The following is a 21,074-nucleotide window of genomic DNA, read 5'->3' on the forward strand; positions in this document are numbered from 1 at the left end:
GCTATAGGCAGCGGTGTGCCCCGCCGTAACCCCATTCCCACACGCTGGCTGATGACCGACGAGCGGATGAGTGACGCTTTATGGCCGGCGCTGAGACGGTTGCCGCCCGGATCGGGCGTGGTGTTTCGGCATTATGCAACGCCAGCGGGCGAGCGACGGGAATTGCTACGGCGGGTTCTACGACTGGCGCAGGCGCGGCGATTGATCGTCGTCGTCGCGGGGGTGTCTTCGATGCGGGCGGACGGCGTGCATGGTCGGGCGAGGACGCGCGGCATCAGGACCTGGCCGGCGCATACGCGTGCCGAAGCGCTCGCCGGGCAGCGCGCCAAGGCGGACGCGCTGTTCGTGTCGCCGGTCTATGCCACGCGGTCGCATGCAGAGGCGGCTGGGCTGGGTCCGGCGCGGGCGATGCGGATCGCCCGCGGGGTTGGAGTACCGGTGATCGCGTTGGGTGGAATGGACGCGCTGCGGTGGCGGCGGATACAGCGATTCGGGTTTCACGGCTGGGCTGCAATCGATGCGTGGCTCCGCTAGTCCTGCGCGCTCCCGCTATTGGGGCAAGACACCCCCCACCCCGTCATCCCAGCGAAAGCTGGGATCTCGTCCCTGAGGCTAGCGTCATCTGTTTCGAGAGAGACCCTAGCGTTTGCTAGAGTGACGAATTGTGGAAGGTGCTTCGAATCGTCTGGGTTCAGATCAGCCTCATCATTCCTACGACCAAGCGGCCGCGGCCCCGTTCCCTCTCCCAACGGGAGAGGCAGAGATGCCAGAGGCGACGATGGTTGAGAACGAGTAAGCAGGTTTACGCCGCAACCACGGCAAATCCTGCCAAACCTTAGAAGCGGAAGGCAGTGCCCAGATACACGGCTTGGCTATCGCGGCGATCGTCGTCGACCTTTACGAAGCGCTCGCGGTCCGAACGGTAACGCACGCCGGCGGTGACCGCGAGGCTCCGGGTCAGCGCGTACGACCCGCCTAGATCGACCGAGTAGCTCGGCGCTTCCTCGACGAGTCGCGGTGCATTTGCCAGCGGACGATCCGCCGCCGCCTTCACCGTGCCGCTGAACCGCTTGGCGCTATAGCTCACCGCAAGGTCGGCAGCCTCCCGGCTACCCGGCAGACCGCCGAGATCGAGCTTGTTCACGTCGCCCGAGATCGCGAACCGCTTCCAGCCAACCGACATGCCGAGGTTATACGCGATCGGCGCGATACCGACCGTCGGCGTGGTCGAAGCGAGGCTGGCCGTGTTGGCAATACCGCGGTTGGTCTGCGCACGGACCGCGACGGTCACCGCGCGGTTATCCTGGCGCGTTTCGGCAGGCGTGAAGCGGAAGCTGCCGGCGTCGAAGCCACCGCGCGCGAACATCGCGGCAAGGCGGGGGTCGGCGGCGGCTGGCGTAAACGATCCGATACCGCGAACCGCAGCGACGTTATGCTTGGCGATCCGGGCGGGCTGTTCGCTGGCGCCGAAGGCGGGCGCGACGATTGCGGCGGTGGCGACAAGCGCCCCGGCAACCACCCCGAAAATTCCCCCACGCGTCATCACAACGAATCTGTCCTTCGAATCCCGTAATCGGATCCTGTTAAACAGCATCTAACATGAATTGATCCACAGCAAAGGCCGCAGAACCGCGCATTCCCACCCTTCGTCGCCGAATTGTCGGACAGTGTTGCAATCAGCACACATGTCGCCGCGTTAGCGCTACCGCAACGGGCATATCGAAACGGGATCGGCCGTTCGACGCCCCGCCTCTCACGCATGCGGGCGTCTGCTTGCGGGCGCGCGGGCACGCCTGTAGAGCAAGGGCTGATTTTCTTGCCAGGATGATGCCCATGTTCCGCCGCTCGCGTATCGCAGTCGTGCTGTTTGCCCTGCCTCTCGTCGCTTGCGGCGGCGGATCGGCGCGTCCCAAGGCGGATCTCGCCGCGTCGAAGATCACGACGATCGGCGTCAACAGCTACCTGTGGCGCGCGAGCCTCGACACGCTGGGCTTCATGCCGCTGCTGCAGACCGACTCGAATGGCGGCGTGATCGTCACCGACTGGTACATCAATCCGCAGACGCCAACCGAGCGCATGAAGGTGACCGTGTCGATCCTCGACCAGGATCTGCGCGCCGATGCACTGCGCGTCGCCGCCCTCCGCGAAGTCAACCGCAACGGCCAGTGGGTGTCGTCGCCGGTCCAGGCCGCGACCACGCAGAAGCTCGAGGACATCATCCTGACCAAGGCCCGCGACCTGCGCCGCGCCTCGATCGCGGGCTGAGGACTGATATAATGGCGTCGCGTTTCAATGCGTTGAAGGCGGACGCGGCGTGGCAGAAGGTCTGGGACGAGCGCAAGACGTTCGCCGCGGACGACCTGTCGACCAAGCCGCGCTCGTATGTGCTCGAGATGTTCCCCTATCCGTCGGGGCGCATCCACATGGGGCATGTCCGGAACTACACGATGGGCGACGTGCTCGCGCGGTTCCGTCGGATGAAGGGCATGGAAGTGCTCCATCCGATGGGCTGGGACGCGTTCGGCATGCCCGCCGAAAACGCGGCGATGGAAAAGGGCGTGCATCCGGGCACCTGGACGCGCGCCAACATCGCGACGATGAAGGCGCAGCTGAAGCGCCTCGGTTTTGCGCTCGACTGGACGCGCGAGCTGGCGACCTGCGAGCCCGAATATTATGGGCATGAGCAGGCGCTGTTCCTCGACCTGTTCGCGGCTGGCTTGGTCTATCGCAAGGAATCGGCGGTAAACTGGGATCCGGTCGACATGACCGTGCTCGCCAACGAGCAGGTGATCGACGGTCGCGGCTGGCGTTCGGGCGCGCTGGTCGAGCGGCGGAAGCTGTCGCAGTGGTTCCTGAAGATCACCGACTTCGCCGACGAGCTGGTCGACGGGCTGGGTGCGCTCGAACATTGGCCCGACAAGGTCAAGCTGATGCAGGAGAACTGGATCGGCCGCAGCCAGGGTCTACAGTTCAAGTTCCAACTCCTCCCCGGCACGGGGAGGGGGACCGCCGGCGAAGCCGGAGGTGGAGGGGGCGCGCCACATACGGCAGCGCCCGCCGACAGCCCCTCCCCCATCCTGCGGATGGTCCCCCTCCCCGTTCCGGGGAGGAATTCGTCGAGGTCTTTACGACCCGTCCGGACACGATGTTCGGTTCCAGCTTCGTCGCGGTCGCAGCCGATCACCCGATCGCGCGCGCCATCGCCGAGACGAACCCCGATGCAGCTGCGTTCATCGCGCTGTGTAAGCGTGGCGGCACCACTGCGGCCGAGCTCGATACGCAGGAGAAGCTAGGCTTCGACACCGGCCTCCGCGCGGTGCATCCGCTTAATAAGGCTTGGGAACTCCCGGTCTACATCGCGAACTTCGTGCTGATGGAATACGGCACCGGCGCGGTGTTCGGCGTCCCCGCGCACGACCAGCGCGATCTGGATTTCGCGCGCAAATACGACCTGCCCGTCAAGCGCGTCGTCAGCGAAGGCGATGACGAGGCCCCCGTGTTCGTCGGCGACACCGCCTGGACCGGCGCCGGCAGCCTTGTGAACTCGCATTTCCTCGACGGCATGGACATCGAGGACGCCAAGCGCGTCGTGATCGAGCGCGCCGAGGGCGAAGGCTGGGGCAAGGGCACGACCGTGTTCCGCCTGCGCGACTGGGGCGTCAGCCGCCAGCGCTATTGGGGCACGCCGATCCCGATCATCCACTGCGACGCGTGCGGTGCGGTGCCCGTGCCCAAGGACCAGCTGCCGATCGTGCTGCCCGAGGACGTCAGCTTCGACGTCCCCGGCAACCCGCTCGATCGCCATCCGACCTGGAAGCACGTCGCCTGCCCGTCTTGCGGCGGCAACGCGCGGCGCGAGACCGATACGCTCGACACGTTCGTCGATCTCGTCGTGGTATTTCATCCGCTTCGCCAGCCAGCCGGACGCCAAGCCGTTCGACCGGACGGGCGCGGAGAAGTGGCTGCCGGTCAACCAGTATATCGGCGGCGTCGAGCACGCGATCCTGCACCTGCTCTACGCCCGCTTCTGGACGCGCGCGCTGAAGCATATCGGCATGCTCGACATCGCCGAGCCATTCGCCGGGCTGTTCACGCAGGGCATGGTCACGCACGAGACGTACAGCCGAGGTTACGCCGACGACGCGCAGCCGGAAGCCGACATGGACGACGACGATTCGAGCGACGCGCCTGTGAAGACGAAGTGGCTGTCTCCCGACGAGGTCCGCAAGACCGATGCGGGATATATCGAGATCGCGACCGGCGGCCCCGTGACGGTCGGTCGCGTGACGAAGATGTCGAAGTCGAAGAAGAACACCGTCGATCCCGAGCCGATCGTCGACCAGTATGGCGCCGACGCGGTGCGCTGGTTCGTGCTCTCCGACTCGCCGCCCGAGCGCGATCTGCCGTGGAGCGAATCCGGCATCGAAGGCGCGTGGCGGTTCGTCCAGCGTCTCTGGCGTCTGATCGAGTCCGACGACGACGCCAAGGCCGAGGGCGACGACATCGCCTTGCGCAAACTTTGCCATCGCACGACGGTAGGTATCGAGAGCGATATCAATGCCTTGCAGTTCAACAAGGCGGTCGCGCGGCTCTACTCGCTGTGCAGCGCGATCGAGAAGGCAGCGCCCTCTGCAGACCGCGAACAGGCGGTCCGCACGTTGCTGCTGCTCGTCAGCCCGATGGTCCCGCATGTCGCCGAGGAAGCCTGGGCGACCGCTGGAAACGACGGCCTGATCGCCGACGCCGCCTGGCCGATCGTCGATCCGGCGATGCTGGTCGACGACGAGGTCACGATCGCGGTGCAGGTCAACGGCAAGCTGCGCGACACGCTCGTCTTCCCCAAGGGCGCAGCCAAGGACGAGGTCGAAGCCGCCGCGCTCGCCTCCGAGAAGATCGTCCGCCTGCTCGAGGGCAAGCCGCCCCGGAAAGTGATCGTCGTGCCCGACCGTCTCGTGAACATCGTCGCATGAAGCGCCTAGCGATCCTCAGCGTACTTGCGTTGACGCCGGTGCTGTCGGGCTGCGGCCTGCATCCGCTCTACGCGGGTGGCAGCAGCGGGCCGGTCGCGGGCGCACTCGGCCAGGTCGAGATCGCACCGATCGCGGGCAAGAACGGCTGGCTGATGGCCACCGCGTTGCGCGACCGCCTGCCGTCGAACGGTGCACCGGCGCTCTACCGGATCGACATCCGCCTCGACGACGCGATAAGCGGCCTCGGCGTCCGCACCGACGACAGCGTCTCGCGCGAACGCCGCACGTTGCGCGCGCGCTATCAACTCGTGCGGATCGGCGACAATTCGGTGCTGCTCGACGCGACCGCCGGCTCCGACGCCGGCATCGACGTCGTCCGCTCCGAATATGCGACGATCGCGGCCGAGAACACTGCGCTCGAACGCCTGTCGCAAATCGTCGCCGACCAGATCGTCGCGCGCGTTGCGCTATATGCACGCAACACGCCTGCGGTCGCCGCGGCGCAGGCCACCACGCCCGCAAAGTGAAGGCCAGCGCCGGCCAGATCCGCGGTGCGCTGGCCAAACCGGGCGGTGACATCCGCCTGTACCTGCTCCACGGCCCCGACGAGGCCGGCGCTAGCGACCTGGCGCGCGTGCTGGCAAAGGCGATGGGCGCGGACGCCGAACGCGTCGATCTCGACGGCTCGACGCTCAAGAGCGACCCCGGCCGGCTGACCGACGAAGCCGCGTCGCTCTCACTGTTTGCCGGTGCAAGGTTCGTCCGCGTCGCCTCGGCAGGCGAGGAAAGCCTCGAAGCCTTTACCAACCTCCTGACGGCCGAACGCGTCGGCAACCCCGTCGTCGCGATCGCCCCGACCGTCAAATCGACCGCCAAGATCGTCAAGCTCGCGATCGACTCCCCGCGCGATGGCGTTCGCCTGCTACGCCCCGACCGCCCAAGACGCCGAGCGCCTCGCGACGACGATCGCCAACGAGAACGGCCTCCGCCCCGCCCCCGGCGTCGCCCGCCGCCTGGTCGATACGACCGGCGGCGACCGCGCCGTCATGTCGCGCGAGATCGAGAAGCTTGCGCTGTACCTCGACGCCGCGCCCGATCGGCCTGCGGACCTCGATCACCATGCACTCGATGCGGTCGGTGCAGACCTCGGCGATGCGGAAATGGGCCGCGCGATCGATGCGGTGATCGAAGGCCGGGTCGACGATCTCGGTGCCGAACTCGCCGTCCTCGAAGAAGCCGGGACGCCGCCGATCCCATGGCTCCGCCAGCTCGTCCGTCGCCTGATCGCGCTGGCCGACATGCGCGGCGAAATCGACCGCGGCGAAGCGGTCGACGCCGTGATGAAACGCCACCGCGTGTTCTTCAAGGAAGAGGCCAGCACCGCGCGGTCCTTGCGGCGCTGGTCGCCGGTAATGCTCGCCACCGCGATCCAGCGCGTCCGAACCGCCGAGCGCGCGATCATGGCATCGGGAAATGCTGGCGGTGTGGTGGCAGAGGCGGCGGTGGTAGCGCTTTCCCAAGCGATCGCCCGGCGAAACTAACGCATCTGCCCCCTCCCCGTTCGTGCTGAGTAGAGACCGAGTAGCTCCGTCAGGAGCGTATCGAGGACTCGTATCGAAGCATGGGTTCCGCGCGCCAACCTGTCCTTCGATACGCCATCTCGATACGCGGCGATGCCGCTACTCGACGGCTACTCAGGACGAACGGGGTTGAGATCCGCCGCATCTCAGATCGCCCCACCCGTAAGCCGCTGGCACACCATATCGAGCTGGTCCAACGTCGAGTAACTCAACGTCAGCGTCCCCCCAGTCTCGGAATGCGCCACCTTCACCTGCAACCCGAGCAGATCCGCCAACTGCCGCTCCAACGCCGCGATATCCGCATCCGGCACCCGAGGCTCGGACGAACCACCACCACCGCCACGACTCCGCCCAGGCTTCGCATCCCGCGCCAGCTTCTCGGTCTCGCGCACCGACAACCCCCGCGACACGACCTGATCCGCGAGCGACTCCACATCGGGCGACCCCAGCAACGCCCGGGCATGCCCCATCGACAGCGATCCATCGACCACCTGCGACTGGACCTGCGCCGGCAACTCCAGCAGCCGCAGCAGGTTCGCGACATGGCTGCGCGACTTGTGGACGATCTTGGCGAGCACCTCCTGCGTGTGGCCATATTCGCCCGCCAGCCGCTGATACGCTTGCGCCTCTTCGATCGCGTTGAGATCCTCGCGCTGAATGTTCTCGATCAGCGCGATCTCGAGCGTCTCGGCATCGTCGAAGTCGCGAACGACGACCGGCACCTCATGCAGCCGCGCGCGCTGCGCCGCCCGCCAGCGCCGCTCACCCGCGACGATCTGGTAGTCATGCCCATGCGGCCGCACGACGATCGGCTGGATCAGCCCCCGCGACGCGATCGAGGCGGCCAGCTCGTCGAGCATCGCCTCATCGAAATGCCGCCGCGGCTGATCGGGATGCGGCGACAGCGAACTGACCGGCAGCATCCGCACACCCGACGATTGCTGCGCCGCACCATCGGCCGACACCGGCGTCTCGCGCGCCATCTCGCCGAGAAGTGCGTTGAGCCCCCTGCCCAGCCCCGGACGGCCGCGTTTGTTACCGTCGCTCATGCCGCAACCTGCGCAGTTGCCGGAAGCCGCCCGATAAGCTCACGGGCTAGCGCTATATACGCCTGCGACCCCGAACACCGATGGTCGTAGATCAGGGCCGGTAATCCGTGACTAGGCGCCTCCGACAGCCGCACGTTGCGCGGGATCACCGTCTCGAACACGACCTTGCCCAGCACAGCGCGAACATCCGCCGAGACCTGGTCGGTCAGGCGATTCCGCCGATCGAACATCGTCAGTGCCACCCCCAGAATCGACAAACCCGGATTGAACCGCTGGCGAATTCGCTCGACCGTACTCAGCAACTGCGACAACCCTTCAAGCGCAAAAAACTCGCATTGCAGCGGCACCAGCAGCGAGTCCGCCGCGACCATCGCGTTGATCGTCAGCAGCCCCAGCGACGGCGGGCAATCGATCAGCGCGATATCCCACGGCCCCTGCGCCGCCTTCACCGCACGATCCAGACGGTGCGTACGCGCGTCGAAATCGACCAACTCGATCTCCGCGCCCGACAGGTCGACCGTCGCCGGGACGATATCAAGCCGCGGCACGCGCGTGTGCACGACCGCTTCCTCGATCGACGTCTCACCGATTAACACGTCATAGCTCGACCGTTCGCGTTGCGAATGGCCGATGCCGAGCCCCGTCGACGCGTTGCCCTGCGGATCGAGATCGACCAGCAACACGCGCATCCCCGTGGCGGCCAGCGCGGTCGCGAGGTTGATGGCGCTGGTGGTCTTGCCCACCCCACCCTTTTGATTGGCGACCGCGATGGTGATCATCGCGCGCTTACCCGATCCAGAACCACGATTGACGACTCCGGGTTCGTGACGCTTTGTTCCACGTGGAACATAAACCGCCAATGCTGCTTGAGCGCGGCCAGCTCCTCCTCGTCGAAACGCCCCCGAGGAAGCAACCACCGCGTCTCCGTTGTGGCGCAGTGCGCCGCGCCACGCAAAAGGTTTTGCAACGACGCGACCGCACGGGCGGAAATGATCGAAGCGTCGGCCGTGGCATTCTCCACCTTCGAGGCATGAACGCGGACCTGTTCGCCGAGCCCAAGCCGAGCGACACACAACTGGAGGAAGTCCGCGCGACGACGACGAGGTTCGATGAGATCGACCGGCCCCTCCCGAACCAGCGCAACGACCATACCGGGAAACCCCCGCCAGTGCCGATATCGAGCCAGCGTTTCGCGGAGGTATCTGCCCCCGCAAGCGCAACAAGCTGCAGCGAGTCCACCACATGCCGATCCCAGATCGTCGGTATCGTCGACGGCGCGATCAGATTCTGATGCGGCGCTTCCTCGACGACCATCGCCACGAACGCGTTCAAGCGCTCGGTCGCTGCCGCCCCGAACCGCTCGATGGTCCAGCTCTGTGCGTCGTCTTCGGTCATGCTGGCACTCGTTTCGTATGCAATAATACCGCGGACAACGCCGCCGGGGTGATCCCCCGCACCCGCGCCGCTGCCGCCAGCGAGGTCGGTCGCGCAGCGCTCAGGCGATCGATCATCTCGTTCGACAGACCCGGCACGCGGTCATAGGCAAGGTCGTCGGGCAAACGGATCGCCTCGTCGGCCCGCAACCGCGCGACCTCCTGCGCCTGCCGCTCGATATACGGAGCGTAGCGCGCGTCCTCTAACACTTCGTCAACGACCGCCGTCGGGATGCCCGCCGCCGCGTCCGGCGCGACATGCGAGAGCGTCACGCCCTCGAACCGGAGCCAGTCGAACGCAGTCCGCCGCGCGCCATCGCGACCAATCGCAACACCTTGATCGGCCACGTGGGTCGCGGTCCGCTCGCAATCGAGAGCCGACCGGAAGCGAGCACGGTCTTCGGCCAGCGCATGCTGATGCGCCAACCGCTCGGGTCCAAGACACCCCGCCGCCTCCGCAATCCCACCCAGCCGCGTCTCGGCGTTATCCGCGCGCAACGACAACCGGAACTCCGCGCGTGCGGTCAGCATCCGATACGGCTCGGTCACGCCTTGCAGCGTGAGGTCGTCGATCATCACCCCAAGATAGCTCGACGCGCGATCGAGGATCACCGGCGCTAGGTCGCATGCGTACGCCGCGGCATTCAGCCCGGCAACGAGCCCCTGCCCCGCCGCTTCCTCATACCCCGTCGTGCCGTTGATCTGCCCCGCGCAGAACACCCCCTCGATCGCACCCAGCGCCAACCGCGTATCGAGCGCCCGCGGATCGATATAATCATACTCGACCGCATAACCGGGCATCGTCATCGTCACACGCTCGAGCCCGGGAATGCTAGCCAGCATCGCCGCCTGAACCTCGGCCGGCAGCGACGTCGACAACCCGTTCGGATAGACCGTCGCATCGTCGAGCCCTTCGGGTTCGAGGAAAACCTGGTGCCCGTCCCGGTCACCGAACCGATGTACCTTATCCTCGATCGACGGACAGTAACGCGGCCCCGCCGCCTCGATCGCGCCGGTGAACAGTGGCGACCGGTGAAACGCATCGCGGATGATCGCGTGAGTCTCGTCCGTCGTACGCGTGATGGCACACGCGATCTGCGGGAGCGGCCGCGTGCGAGTCATCGGCGACATCGTCCAGGGATCGAGGTCCGACGGCTGCTCGGCAAGCGCGGCCCAGTCTATCGTGCGACCGTCGAGCCGCGGTGGCGTCCCCGTCTTCAGCCGCGCCATCGGCAGGTTCCGAGCGCGCAACTGGTCCGCGAGTGGCTTGGCGGCACGCTCGCCGATCCGTCCCCCTTCCTCGCGATCGTCACCTCGGAAGATACGTCCGCCCAGGAACGTGCCGGTCGCTAGCACGACCGCTCGTGCCGCCACGATCGCGCCATCCGCCAACACTACGCCAGCCACGCGATTACCGTCGAAGTGCAACGCCGTCGCCTCGCCCTCCACGATCGACAGCCCTTCCGTGGCTGCCAGCATCGCCTGGATCGCTCTCGAATAAAGACGGCGATCCGCCTGAACCCGAGGCCCCTGGACCGCCGATCCCTTGCTCCGATTGAGCATACGATAATGGATTGCGGCAGCATCGGCCGCGCGCCCGATCATCCCGTCGAACGCATCCACCTCTCGAACCATATGCCCCTTACCGAGCCCACCGATCGCTGGATTGCACGACATCGCGCCAATATGCGCAGCGTCGAACGACACGAGCGCAGTACGCGCGCCCTCCGCGCCGCTGCGGCTGCGGCTTCGGTTCCGGCATGGCCACCGCCAACCACCACTACATCGAACATGTCACGGCCGTAGAACGCCACGACCGACGCGTCAAAGATGTTCCACGTGGAACATCACTTACCGATGCAGAAACGTCCGAACAACGCGTTGAGCATCTCCCCGGTTGCGTCGAGCCCAAGCACGCCAGCAAGGATCGCGCGAGCCTGTCGAAGGTGTTCCGCGACGATAAGCGCATCCGAGCTTCGATACCGAAGAGCCTCGACCGCCGAACCACACTGCCGGCGCTGGTGCTGCTTCAATGCGATCTCATCGCCACGCGGCAGCATCGCAATCGCTCGCCGATGCAGTTCCCCCAAAGAGCATCGAGCGATCCCAGGTCGTTTTGCGAGACCGCCAATGTCCGGCCGGAAGGCAACTCTCCCCGCCCCGGCAAATCGGCGCGCGCATGAATCCAGATCGCATCGGCGCGGGGCGGCGCGGTATCGGCCAGCCACATCACGATGTCCGCCGCGGCGATCGCACCTTCCGCACGCGTGACGCCGATCGCCTCGATCGGGTCGAGCGTGTCAATCAAACCCGCGGTGTCGGTCAGCACATAGGCGACACCGTTCCGCATCACCGGCACATCGATCCGGTCGCGTGTCGTTCCCGAGATCGGCGACACGATCGCCGCATCGCGCTCGCCGAGCAGGTTGAGCAACGTCGACTTGCCGCTGTTGGGCGGACCGCCAATGACCACGCGCAGGCCGTCCTTCAGCCGCTCGACCGGCGGGACATCGACCACCGCCTCGATCTGCGCAGCGAGCGCGGCGATCTCCGAGACGATCGCATCGAACGCGGCAGTATCGCTCGCAACGTCGTCCTCGTCGGCGAAGTCGAGCATCGCCTCGATCCGCGCGGACAGCATGGCGACCGAGTCCATCCAACCGCGAACGGCCTGGCTCACCCGACCCTCCGCCGCCGTCATAGCCGCGACGCGCTGGCTCTCGGTCTCGGCTTCGAGAAGATCGGCGAGCCCCTCCGCCTCGGTCAGGTCGATCCGCCCGTTGATCAAAGCACGGCGTGTGAACTCCCCAGGCTCGGCGTGCCGCAACTCTGGCATCTCCGACAACGCACGCTCGACCGCAGCGATCACCGCACGACCGCCGTGGCAGTGAAACTCGACCAGGTCTTCGCCGGTCGCGGTCCCCGGTCCCGGAAACACGATCACCAGTGCACGATCGAGAAGCGCGCCATCTGCGTCCCGCAGTCCCCGGAGGCTGGCATGGCGCGGCACCGGCAATGGTCCCGCCAGCGCCTCGGCCGCGGCAAACGCCTGGGCCCCGCTCACGCGAACGACGGCGATAGCCGCTGGCGGCCGTCCGCTCGATACCGCGAAAATCGTCTTCACGGGAAACTCAGCCGCTTTTCGTCGCGCTGTCGAACAGGCGCTTCCACATCGCCATCCCCGCCTCGCCCATCGGCTGCCAACCGCGCATCATCGATTCGAGCATCTCGGGTTTGATCTGACCGTCCGGGATCGCCTCCATCATCATCGCGATATAGCGGTCGTGGATCGGCGTCAGGTCGGGCAGCCCGACCGCTCGCCGCGCCTCTTCGGGGGTGCATTCGATCTCGATATTCATCTTCATGTGACGCACCCTCGATGACGCTTGAGCGGTCCATCGCGGCGCTGCATAGCGGGGGAATGTATGCGCGCGATGCCGCCTCGATCGCAACGCCTATCGGTCTGGTCCGGGTGACCGGCACCGGGGACCGGATCGACGCGATCGATATCGGCGTGGAGGATGCTTCGACAAGCGATGCCCCCGCGATCCTCGAAGCACTCCGCCAACTGGAAGCGTATTTCGCCGGACGGCTGACCGTGTTCGACCTGCCACTTGCGCTGTCCCCTACCCCGCGCGGTGCCGACCTCCGCCAGGCAATCGTCGACATCGCCTACGGGCAGACCGCCAGCTACGGCACGCTCGCCAAGGCGATCGGCTCCAGTCCACGCGCGATCGGCCAGGCGTGCGAACGCAATCCTTTTCCGATCATCGTCCCCTGCCACCGAATCCTTGGAGCCGGCGGAGCGCTTGGTGCGTACTCCGCGGGGGAAGGCCCGATCACCAAATCCCGGCTGCTCGACCACGAGCGGCCGCCAGGAGGACTGTTATGACGAACACTACCAAGATCGCCACGCTCGCGGGCGATGGCGAATTCACCGCGTATCGCGCGACGCCGGCGGGCACGCCAAAGGCGGCGATCGTCGTGATCCAGGAGATTTTCGGCGTGAACGCCGGGATCCGCCGCAAGTGCGATACGCTCGCCGAGGCCGGTTATCTCGCGATCGCGCCCGACCTGTTCTGGCGACTGGAGCCGGGCATCGAGCTCGACCCGGACATCAAGCCCGAGATGGATCGTGCGCTCGGACTGATGGGACAGTTCGACCAGGACAAGGGTATCGCCGATATCGAGGCGAGCTTCCGCGCGGTACGGTCGGAGCTCGGTGACGACGCCAAGGTCGGCGTGGTCGGCTACTGCCTCGGCGGGCGCCTGGCGTTCATGACCGCGGCACGGACCGACGTCGATGCAAGCGTCGGCTATTACGGCGTCGGGATCGACGGCTTGCTCGGCGAAAAGCACGCGATCGCACACCCGGTGCTGCTGCACGTGCCGGAGGAGGATCACTTCGTCGACAAGGCTGCGCAGGCAGCGATGCACGCCGGGCTCGACGATCACCCGAAGGTGACGATCTACGATTACGCGGGAGAGGACCACGGCTTCGCGACCGAGTTCGGCGAGCGGCGGTCGGATGCGTCGGCCAAGCTGGCAGACGAGCGGACGGCGAAGTTCTTCGCGGAGAATCTGGGCTAACCACGCCCTCCCCGTCACCCGTGTTCCGGGGTGACGGGCGCCGACGACAGACATGAAAAAGGCCTCGCCGGACGGTTCCGGCGAGGCCTCCCTCTTATCCCAACTGCCCCCGCGATCAGCGCAGCAGCGAAATGATCCCGAGCGTCTCGCCGGTGCCGACCCAGCCCTCGTAGATCATCTTCAGCGCGACCACGAGGATCACTGCGAGGCCGATATACGCGATCCAGCGATACTTGTTGATCACGCGCGCGATGTAGTTCGCGGCGAGGCCCATCATCGCGACCGACAGCAGCAGGCCGATGACCAAGATGCCAGGATGCTCTCGCGCCGCACCGGCGACCGCCAGGACGTTGTCGAGGCTCATCGAGACATCGGCGACGGCGACGGCCCAGGCAGCGCTCGCAAAGCCCTTCGACGAGCGGATACCCGATCGCTCGTCGCCCTCGATCTCATCGGAGCCGGCGTTCTCCGCGCCCTCGCGGATTTCGCGCCAGAACTTCCAGCTCACCCAGAGCAGCAGCAGCCCGCCCGCGAAGATCAACCCGACGATGCCCATCAGCCACGTGACGATCAACGCGAAGAAGATGCGCAGGACGAGCGCCGCGCCGATGCCGATCAGGATGACCTTCTTGCGCTGGTCGGCGGGGAGACCAGCGGCGAGTGCACCGACGACGATCGCGTTGTCGCCCGCGAGGACGAGGTCGATCATCAGGACCGATCCGAACGCGGCAAGCGCCTTCGGGTCGCCGAGGTTGGAGAAGTCGGCGACGATATGCTGCCAGATTTCCAGCGGCGAGCCGGGGCCCGCGGTGCTCGATGCGGCGGCGGCCAGCATGGCGATGATACTCAAGATGTCAGCTCCCGGTGACGTGGGTCACCAGCGGCGAGCGATGGTGACGGATTATAGGGCGTTTAATAGCGAAACGGCACGCGAAAGCCATTGCTCTCGCGTGCCGCTTTTGCTTGGCCGGACATGGGCAAAGCCCATGTCGTCGGTCGGGGCCCTGCCCCGCCGGCCGGATCGATGCGAGTCCCGTTGCAGCGTGCAGCGGGCCGCATTCGATCACTGATTCATGCTGTCGAAGAAATTCTCGTTGGTCTTCGAGATCCTTCATCTTGTCGAGCAGGAACTCCATCGCGTCGATCGTGCCCATCTGCATCAGGATGCGGCGCAGGACCCACATCTTGGAGAGCTTGGCCTTGTCGACCAGCAGCTCTTCCTTGCGCGTGCCCGACTTGCCGACGTCCAGCGCCGGGAAGATGCGCTTGTCCGCAACCTTGCGATCGAGCACGATTTCCGAGTTACCGGTCCCCTTGAACTCCTCGAAGATCACCTCATCCATGCGGCTGCCCGTATCGATCAGCGCGGTCGCGATGATCGAGAGCGAACCACCCTCCTCGATGTTGCGCGCGGCACCGAAGAAGCGCTTCGGACGCTGCAGCGCGTTCGCATCGACACCACCGGTCAGGACCTTGCCTGACGACGGCACGACGGTGTTGTAGGCACGCCCGAGACGCGTGATCGAGTCGAGCAGGATCACCACATCCTTCTTGTGCTCGACCAGACGCTTGGCCTTTTCGATCACCATTTCAGCGACTTGCACGTGGCGCTGCGCGGGTTCGTCGAAGGTCGAGCTGACCACCTCGCCCTTCACGCTGCGCTGCATGTCGGTGACTTCCTCGGGGCGCTCGTCGATCAGCAGGACGATCAGGAACACCTCGGGGTGGTTGTCGGTGATCGCCTTGGCCATGTTCTGCAACATGACCGTCTTGCCGACGCGCGGCGGTGCGACGATCAGCGTACGCTGGCCCTTGCCCTGCGGCGAGACGATGTCGATCACGCGTGCCGACTTGTCCTTGACGGTCGGGTCGGCGGGATCGAGCGTCAGCTTGCTCTCGGGATAGAGCGGCGTGAGGTTGTCGAAATTGACGCGGTGGCGGACGACGTCGGGATCATCGAAATTGACCGCAGTCAGCTTCACCAGCGAGAAATAGCGTTCGCCATCCTTCGGCCCGCGAATCTCGCCCTCGACCGTGTCACCGGTGCGCAGGCCGAACTTCCGCACCTGGTTCGGCGAGATGTAGATGTCGTCGGGACCGGCGAGATAGTTCGATTCCGGCGAGCGCAGGAAGCCGAAGCCGTCGGGCAACACTTCGATCGTGCCGAGCCCCATGATCTGGTCGCCATTATCCGCCTGCACCTTCAGGATCGCGAACAGCAGGTCCTGCTTGCGCAGCGTCGAGGCGCTCTCGACCCCCAGTTCCTCGGCCAGCTGGACCAGCTCGGCGGGTTTCTTCTTCTTCAGGTCTTTGAGATGCATGGGGATTTCCGGATAGCAATCAACGGGAGAACGCTCGGTCGGCGGTGCGCTTGGGAAGCGGAACTGGGCGAGACGAGTCTACTGGAACCCACGACCGGGCAGGACGCCAGGAGGCCGTGTTGGGAGCAGGGGTTAGAATTGGGGGGCGGGTTAGTCAAGCGGGGACGAGAGGCCCTTCAATCCTCCCCCGCCAGGGGAGGTGGCTGGCCCTCGCCAGACGGAAGGGAGCAAACGGCAACGGCTGTCGCGTGTGCCTCCCCCTCCGTCACCTCCGGTGCCACCTCCCCCTGGCGGGGGAGGATCAGGAGGTTAGAACGGCTTCACGATCGCGAGCACGACGATCAGCGTCACCCCCAGCGCGGGGACCTCGTTTAGCATCCGCAGTTGCTTGCCGGTGAGCGTCGGCTTCCCCGCGGCGAGCTTCTTCGCATAGCCGACCGCCCAGCCATGATACCCCGACAAGATCAGCACCAGCACCAGCTTCAGGTGCAGCCACCCCAGCCCCGGCGCGCCGTCCGCCAGCCCGAGGTTCAACGCCAGCGCGATCCCCAGCACCCAGACGACGATCATCGCCGGCGTCAGGATGATGTGCCGGATCTTGCTCTCGCGCTCGACCCAGTTCGCCGCCTCGGTCGTGTTGCCCGCCGCCAACGCCTCCTGATGATACACGAGATAGCGCGGCAGCATGAACAGCCCCGCCATCCAGAAGATCACGAAGATCAGATGCGCCGCCTTCACCCAGTCATAGGCAGCGCCGAGAAAACCGCTCATGTCGTGCTCCTTACGCGGGCGATCAGCTGCTCGACATGCGCGATGGGCGTGTCGGGGAGGATGCCGTGGCCGAGGTTGAAGACGTGCGGGCGCTCGACGAACGCCGCCAGGATCCGGTCGATCGCCGCATCGAGATCCGCCCCACCCGCGATCAACGCCAGCGGATCGAGGTTGCCCTGCACCGGCATGTCCGCAGGCAGCGACGCATGCGCCCAGACCGGATCGACCGTCTCGTCCAGCCCGATCGCATCGACACCCGTCTCGCGCGCGTAAGCCGGAAGCTTGCCCCCAGCCCCTTCGGAAAGCCGATGATCGGCACGCCGGGGCAACGTTCGTGCAGGCGCTCGACGATCGACGCGGTCGGCGCGATCACCCAGCGCTCGAACTGCGCAGGCGAGAGCGAACCCGACCAGCTATCGAACAGCTGCACCACGTCGACGCCCGCCTCGACCTGTCGCGCGAGATACTCGACCGTATTGTCTTCGATCGCATCGATGATCGCACCGAACGCCTCGGGGTCGCGATACGCGAAACGCCGCGTCTCGGACTGATCCTTAGAGCCCTTCCCCGCCACCATATAGGTCGCGACCGTCCAGGGAGACCCCGCAAAGCCCAGGAACGTCGTCTCGGGAGGCAAGGCAGCGGCGACCTTCGCGACGGTGCCGTAGACCGGCTCCAGCCGCCCCATCACCGGCTGCAATCGATCGAGCGCATGGTCGACCAGCGCCGGCTCGAGCCGCGGCCCCTCGCCGACCCCAAAACTCAAATCCTGCCCGAGCGCCCACGGGATCATCAGGATGTCCGAGAACAGGATAGATCCGTCGAACCCAAATCGGCGGATCGGCTGCAGCGTGACTTCGGCTGCGGCGTCGGGATCCGTCGCGAGCGCGAGGAACCCGCCCTTCTCCGCGCGCAGCTCGCGATATTCGGGGAGATACCGCCCCGCCTGCCGCATGAGCCACAGCGGCGGCACGGCCTGACGCTCTCCGCGAAGAGTCGCCAGGAGCGGCTTGAAGGCAGGCGTAATGGGGGTCGGATCGGTCAGCGGAGCACCCTTCTTCTACTATAAGAAGATTCTAGAAATAGGTTGTTGCAGTGGTTGGGCGGTTGAACCCGGGACTTATGCGGTGATCCCCGAATTGCCAACAGCTTGACCCGCTCGCACCGCCACAAACGCGCTGATTCGATTCAAGGCTCCCCGTTACCCACAGCCTGTGGACAAAATCAGCGGCTGTGCGCGAGCGTGTGGATAGTATCGCTGTTATCCACGGCGCGAGGGTCGCTTGGCGAGGGGGACGAGTTACGCTAGCCGTTCTCCCCATGTTACCCACAGATCCACACCCACGGACCCGCCCGCTGGGGATAGAACGCCGATGATGCGGCTCCACCTTCATCTGCTGTCGGATTCGACCGGCGAGACGCTGGAGAACATCGCGAAAGCGGCGCTGGCGCAATATGACGACGTCGAGACCGTGCGCCATTTCTGGCCGATGGTCCGGACCGAGGCGCATCTCGAGCGCATTCTGCAGGAGATCGCGCAGAATCCGGGGCTGGTGATCTTCACGCTGGTGAACCCCGCGACGCGGCGGATCCTGGAGCAACGGTGCCTGGCGTTGGGGTTGCCCGCGGTGGCACCGCTCGACCCGGTGAACGATGCGCTGTCCGGGTTGCTCGGCCAGCAGGCGAAGGCCCGGCCGGGGCGCCAGCATGTGCTCGACGCCGCCTACTTTGCGCGCGTCGATGCGATCCAATGGACGATCGCGCATGACGACGGGATCGCGTGGGAGGAATGGGAAGAGGCCGATATCGTCCTCGCGGGCGTGTCGCGATCCTCGAAGACGCCCACCTCGATCTATCTCGCCAACCGCGGGTACAAGACGGCGAATATTCCGATCGTGGTCGAGAGCCCGCCGCCGAAGATCCTTTATGGCCTGAAGAACCCGCTGATCGTCGGCCTCACGACTAGCGCCGACCGGCTGATCCAGGTCCGCCGTAACCGCCTGCTGTCGCTTAACCAACAGCCCGACACGTCCTACGTCGAGGAGGAAGCGGTGATGCGCGAACTCGCCTTTGCTCGGCGGATGTTCGCCGACAATGGCTGGCCGGTGATCGACGTCACCAGGCGTTCGATTGAGGAAACCGCGGCGGCGATCATTGCCCTGTGCAACCAGCGGCGCAGCGACGACGTCGCAAAGGTGGAGGCATGAGCCTGATCCTCGCTTCGCAGAGTGCGTCGCGTCGGGCGATGCTTACGGCTGCGGGGGTGCCGTTCGAAGCGACCTTCGCGGGTGTGGACGAGGATGCGGCGAAGGCGGCGTTGCGCGACCTTTCCCCGCGCGACCTCGCCGATGCGTTGGCGGAGCTGAAGGCGTTGAAGGTGTCGGCGCGGATGCCGGGGTATCTGGTGCTTGGCAGCGACTCGCTAGTCGCGTTGGAGGATGGCACGATCCTCGACAAGCCGATCGACCGGGCCGACGCGGCGGAACACCTTCGTCTGATGTCGGGCAGGCGGCATGATCTCTGGAGTGCCGCGGTGATCGTCGAGAACGGGCAGGCGATCTGGCGGCATGTCGAGCGCGCCAAGATGCATGTGCGGCCGCTATCGGAGGCGTTTATCGAGACTTACCTCGATGCGGAGTGGCCGGCGATTTCCGGCTGCGTCGGCTGTTACCGGATCGAGGGCCCGGGGGCGCAACTATTCGCCAAGATCGAGGGCAGCCAGTTCACCGTGCTTGGTATGCCGCTGTTGAACGTGCTCGGTTTCCTGCGCGTGCGTGGCGAACTGCCGGCTTAGAAACACGCTCTCTACGCTGCACCCGCCCCCGTCCGTCACCCCAGCGAAAGCTGGGCTTTCTCCCGAGGCGGACGACGCCCGCCAAACGGGGAGATCCCAGCTTTCGCTGGGATGACGGGGAGCGTGGCGTGCCTATTTATGTGAATACAACGACTAAACCGAGTTCACCGGAGCCTTGCATGACCCGTCCCTATGCCGAAGTGATCGGCGATCCGATCGCACAGTCGAAATCGCCGCTGATCCACGGCTTTTGGCTCGACGCGCTCGGGATCGACGCGGAATACCGCCACAAGCTCGTGACCACTGAAGACCTCCCTGCCTATTTCGCCGAGCGGAAGGCCGACCCCGCCTGGCGCGGGTGCAACATCACGATGCCGCACAAGCTCGCCGCGCTCGACCACGTCTCCGACCCCGGCAACGTCCGAGGGACGATCGGCGCGATCAACACCGTGTTCCGCAACCAGGCTGGCGACTGCATCGGCACCAATACCGACGCCGCCGGATTCTGGGCACCGATCGACGACCTCGACATCGCCGGCCAGCCCGTCACGGTGATCGGCGCAGGTGGTGCCGCCCGCGCGATCCTGTTCGCGCTGTCGCGGATGGGTGTTGGCCCGGTGACGATCCTCAACCGCAATCCGCTAAAGGGTGCGGCGTTGCTGTCGGCGTTCGGGCTCAAGGGGCAGGCACTGCCGATCGGTCCTGCCGCCCCGCCCTCGCGGTTGCTGGTCAATGCCAGCGTGCTCGGCATGGCGGGTCAGCCGCCGCTCGACATCGATCTCGGCGCACTCGATCCGGACTCGCTGGTCTACGACATCGTCTACTCCCCGCTCGAAACAGGTCTGCTCAAGGCGGCGCGTGCGCGCGATCTGGAAACGGTCGACGGGTTGGAGATGCTGATCGGCCAAGCGGCGGTCGCGTTCGAGATATTGTTCCACGTGGAACCACCGCGGGATCGAGACGAGGATCTTCGGACTCTGTTGATCAAATGATCATCGGACTGACCGGCTCGATCGGCATGGGCAAGTCCGCCGTCGCCGCGATGTTCGCGGACGAAGGCGTGCCCGTGTTCGACGCGGATGCAACCGTGCATCGGTTGCAGGGCGTCGGTGGCCGGCTGGTCCCCGCAATCGAGGCCGCCTTCCCCGGCTCGACCGTGAACGGCGCGATCAATCGCGCGAAACTCGGCGCAGCGGTGTTCGGCGACGACGCCGCGATCAAGCGACTTGAGGCGATCGTCCACCCCGCCGTCGGCGAGGAGCGCGGCGCTTTCCTCGCTAAGCACGCGGGCAAACACGTCGTCTTCGACGTCCCTCTCCTCTTCGAGACCGGCGGCGACCGCAACGTCGACCTGATCGTCGTCGTCTCCGCCGCCCCCGACGTCCAGCGTGCGCGTGTCCTCGCCCGCCCCGGCATGACCGCGGAGAAGCTTGCCGCTATCCTCGCCCGCCAGACCCCCGATGCGGAAAAACGCGCGCGCGGCCCATGTCGTCCACACCGATACGAGCTTCGACGCAACACGCGCGCAAGTCCGGGCGGTGCTTGCATCCTTGGAAATCTGAGCCG

At 65.9% G+C, this 21,074-nt stretch carries 15 protein-coding genes and 7 pseudogenes; 11 read left to right on the plus strand and 11 right to left on the minus strand.

From position 1 onward, the window contains the following. Window positions 1-15 precede the first annotated feature (15 nt). Complete coding sequence (locus QP181_RS14655; RefSeq protein WP_333929009.1) at window positions 16-534, plus strand: thiamine phosphate synthase; 519 nt, start codon at window positions 16-18, stop codon at window positions 532-534. A gap of 301 nt (window positions 535-835) precedes the next feature. On the opposite strand, the gene QP181_RS14660 is transcribed toward QP181_RS14655, so the two are convergent. Then, a complete protein-coding gene (locus QP181_RS14660) occupies window positions 836-1,543 on the minus strand; it encodes a hypothetical protein (RefSeq protein ID WP_333929010.1) in 708 nt (235 codons plus the stop codon). A gap of 290 nt (window positions 1,544-1,833) precedes the next feature. On the opposite strand from QP181_RS14660, the gene QP181_RS14665 reads away from it, so the two are divergent. The 4 genes and pseudogenes from QP181_RS14665 (at window position 1,834) to QP181_RS14680 (ending at window position 6,511) form a co-directional block, all read left to right on the plus strand. Next, window positions 1,834-2,265 (plus strand): DUF3576 domain-containing protein, encoded by a 432-nt coding sequence (locus QP181_RS14665; RefSeq protein WP_056053843.1) that lies wholly within the window; start codon window positions 1,834-1,836, stop codon window positions 2,263-2,265. A gap of 11 nt (window positions 2,266-2,276) precedes the next feature. After that, window positions 2,277-4,970 (plus strand): annotated as a pseudogene (leuS, locus tag QP181_RS14670) (leucine--tRNA ligase). Next, window positions 4,967-5,497, plus strand: coding sequence for an LPS assembly lipoprotein LptE (lptE, locus tag QP181_RS14675; protein WP_333929011.1), 531 nt, complete (start codon window positions 4,967-4,969; stop codon window positions 5,495-5,497). The pseudogene leuS and the gene lptE overlap by 4 nt, the downstream one beginning before the upstream one ends. Window positions 5,498-5,878: 381 nt before the next feature. After that, window positions 5,879-6,511 (plus strand): DNA polymerase III subunit delta, encoded by a 633-nt coding sequence (locus tag QP181_RS14680; protein ID WP_333929012.1) that lies wholly within the window; start codon window positions 5,879-5,881, stop codon window positions 6,509-6,511. Window positions 6,512-6,696: 185 nt separating this feature from the next. On the opposite strand, the gene QP181_RS14685 is transcribed toward QP181_RS14680, so the two are convergent. The 6 genes and pseudogenes from QP181_RS14685 to QP181_RS14715 form a co-directional block, all read right to left on the minus strand. Further along, window positions 6,697-7,599, minus strand: coding sequence for a ParB/RepB/Spo0J family partition protein (locus tag QP181_RS14685; RefSeq protein ID WP_333929013.1), 903 nt, complete (start codon window positions 7,597-7,599; stop codon window positions 6,697-6,699). Then, window positions 7,596-8,378, minus strand: coding sequence for a ParA family protein (locus tag QP181_RS14690; protein ID WP_333929014.1), 783 nt, complete (start codon window positions 8,376-8,378; stop codon window positions 7,596-7,598). Before QP181_RS14690 ends, QP181_RS14685 begins: the two co-directional genes overlap by 4 nt. Beyond that, window positions 8,375-8,994: pseudogene (rsmG, locus tag QP181_RS20085) on the minus strand (16S rRNA (guanine(527)-N(7))-methyltransferase RsmG). The gene QP181_RS14690 and the pseudogene rsmG overlap by 4 nt, the downstream one beginning before the upstream one ends. After that, window positions 8,991-10,825, minus strand: a pseudogene (gene mnmG, locus QP181_RS14705) (tRNA uridine-5-carboxymethylaminomethyl(34) synthesis enzyme MnmG). The pseudogenes rsmG and mnmG overlap by 4 nt, the downstream one beginning before the upstream one ends. A gap of 54 nt (window positions 10,826-10,879) precedes the next feature. Next, window positions 10,880-12,156, minus strand: a pseudogene (mnmE, locus tag QP181_RS14710) (tRNA uridine-5-carboxymethylaminomethyl(34) synthesis GTPase MnmE). A gap of 7 nt (window positions 12,157-12,163) precedes the next feature. Next, window positions 12,164-12,397 carry a DUF6489 family protein gene (locus QP181_RS14715; RefSeq protein WP_333929016.1) on the minus strand — a complete coding sequence of 78 codons (234 nt, stop codon included), beginning with the start codon at window positions 12,395-12,397 and terminating at the stop codon, window positions 12,164-12,166. 14 nt (window positions 12,398-12,411) lie between these two features. Between QP181_RS14715 and QP181_RS14720 the strand changes: the two genes are divergently transcribed. Both QP181_RS14720 and QP181_RS14725 read left to right on the plus strand, forming a co-directional pair. Continuing rightward, window positions 12,412-12,924, plus strand: coding sequence for a methylated-DNA--[protein]-cysteine S-methyltransferase (locus tag QP181_RS14720; RefSeq protein WP_333929017.1), 513 nt, complete (start codon window positions 12,412-12,414; stop codon window positions 12,922-12,924). Continuing rightward, the gene (locus tag QP181_RS14725) at window positions 12,921-13,622 is read left to right on the plus strand and encodes a dienelactone hydrolase family protein (protein WP_333929018.1); all 702 of its coding nucleotides are present in this window, start codon (window positions 12,921-12,923) and stop codon (window positions 13,620-13,622) included. Before QP181_RS14720 ends, QP181_RS14725 begins: the two co-directional genes overlap by 4 nt. Before the next feature lie 115 nt (window positions 13,623-13,737). Here QP181_RS14725 and QP181_RS14730 read toward each other — a convergent pair whose 3' ends face one another. The 4 genes and pseudogenes from QP181_RS14730 to hemE form a co-directional block, all read right to left on the minus strand. Beyond that, window positions 13,738-14,457, minus strand: coding sequence for a TerC family protein (locus tag QP181_RS14730; protein ID WP_333929648.1), 720 nt, complete (start codon window positions 14,455-14,457; stop codon window positions 13,738-13,740). A gap of 228 nt (window positions 14,458-14,685) precedes the next feature. Continuing rightward, window positions 14,686-15,943 (minus strand): annotated as a pseudogene (gene rho, locus QP181_RS14735) (transcription termination factor Rho). Window positions 15,944-16,252: 309 nt separating this feature from the next. After that, a complete protein-coding gene (locus QP181_RS14740) occupies window positions 16,253-16,714 on the minus strand; it encodes a CopD family protein (RefSeq protein ID WP_333929019.1) in 462 nt (153 codons plus the stop codon). Beyond that, window positions 16,711-17,669 (minus strand): annotated as a pseudogene (hemE, locus tag QP181_RS14745) (uroporphyrinogen decarboxylase). The gene QP181_RS14740 and the pseudogene hemE overlap by 4 nt, the downstream one beginning before the upstream one ends. A gap of 418 nt (window positions 17,670-18,087) precedes the next feature. On the opposite strand from hemE, the gene QP181_RS14750 reads away from it, so the two are divergent. The 4 genes and pseudogenes from QP181_RS14750 (at window position 18,088) to coaE (ending at window position 21,070) form a co-directional block, all read left to right on the plus strand. Next, window positions 18,088-18,921: a pyruvate, water dikinase regulatory protein gene (locus tag QP181_RS14750; protein ID WP_248524226.1), complete on the plus strand. Its 834-nt coding sequence runs from the start codon at window positions 18,088-18,090 to the stop codon at window positions 18,919-18,921. Next, on the plus strand, window positions 18,918-19,508 hold the full coding sequence (locus tag QP181_RS14755; RefSeq protein ID WP_333929020.1) for a Maf family protein: 591 nt from the start codon (window positions 18,918-18,920) through the stop codon (window positions 19,506-19,508). Before QP181_RS14750 ends, QP181_RS14755 begins: the two co-directional genes overlap by 4 nt. Before the next feature lie 179 nt (window positions 19,509-19,687). Continuing rightward, window positions 19,688-20,500 (plus strand): shikimate dehydrogenase family protein, encoded by an 813-nt coding sequence (locus QP181_RS14760; protein WP_333929021.1) that lies wholly within the window; start codon window positions 19,688-19,690, stop codon window positions 20,498-20,500. After that, window positions 20,497-21,070: pseudogene (gene coaE, locus QP181_RS14765) on the plus strand (dephospho-CoA kinase). The gene QP181_RS14760 and the pseudogene coaE overlap by 4 nt, the downstream one beginning before the upstream one ends. Window positions 21,071-21,074 lie beyond the last annotated feature (4 nt).

Origin of the sequence: Sphingomonas sp. LR55, assembly GCF_036856015.1 — a bacterium.
In the GTDB taxonomy this organism is placed as follows: Bacteria; Pseudomonadota; Alphaproteobacteria; order Sphingomonadales; family Sphingomonadaceae; genus Sphingomonas.

Excerpts from the sequence above, each read along its gene's own strand:
- QP181_RS14660 (WP_333929010.1), bottom strand. The coding sequence starts at position 1,543 with ATGACGCGTGGGGGAATTTTCGGGGTGGTTGCCGGGGCGCTTGTCGCC.
- QP181_RS14665 (WP_056053843.1), top strand. The coding sequence starts at position 1,834 with ATGTTCCGCCGCTCGCGTATCGCAGTCGTGCTGTTTGCCCTGCCTCTC.
- lptE (WP_333929011.1), top strand. The coding sequence starts at position 4,967 with ATGAAGCGCCTAGCGATCCTCAGCGTACTTGCGTTGACGCCGGTGCTG.
- QP181_RS14680 (WP_333929012.1), top strand. The coding sequence starts at position 5,879 with ATGGCGTTCGCCTGCTACGCCCCGACCGCCCAAGACGCCGAGCGCCTC.
- QP181_RS14685 (WP_333929013.1), bottom strand. The coding sequence starts at position 7,599 with ATGAGCGACGGTAACAAACGCGGCCGTCCGGGGCTGGGCAGGGGGCTC.
- QP181_RS14690 (WP_333929014.1), bottom strand. The coding sequence starts at position 8,378 with ATGATCACCATCGCGGTCGCCAATCAAAAGGGTGGGGTGGGCAAGACC.
- QP181_RS14715 (WP_333929016.1), bottom strand. The coding sequence starts at position 12,397 with ATGAAGATGAATATCGAGATCGAATGCACCCCCGAAGAGGCGCGGCGA.
- QP181_RS14720 (WP_333929017.1), top strand. The coding sequence starts at position 12,412 with ATGACGCTTGAGCGGTCCATCGCGGCGCTGCATAGCGGGGGAATGTAT.
- QP181_RS14725 (WP_333929018.1), top strand. The coding sequence starts at position 12,921 with ATGACGAACACTACCAAGATCGCCACGCTCGCGGGCGATGGCGAATTC.
- QP181_RS14730 (WP_333929648.1), bottom strand. The coding sequence starts at position 14,457 with ATGCTGGCCGCCGCCGCATCGAGCACCGCGGGCCCCGGCTCGCCGCTG.
- QP181_RS14740 (WP_333929019.1), bottom strand. The coding sequence starts at position 16,714 with ATGAGCGGTTTTCTCGGCGCTGCCTATGACTGGGTGAAGGCGGCGCAT.
- QP181_RS14750 (WP_248524226.1), top strand. The coding sequence starts at position 18,088 with ATGATGCGGCTCCACCTTCATCTGCTGTCGGATTCGACCGGCGAGACG.
- QP181_RS14755 (WP_333929020.1), top strand. The coding sequence starts at position 18,918 with ATGAGCCTGATCCTCGCTTCGCAGAGTGCGTCGCGTCGGGCGATGCTT.
- QP181_RS14760 (WP_333929021.1), top strand. The coding sequence starts at position 19,688 with ATGACCCGTCCCTATGCCGAAGTGATCGGCGATCCGATCGCACAGTCG.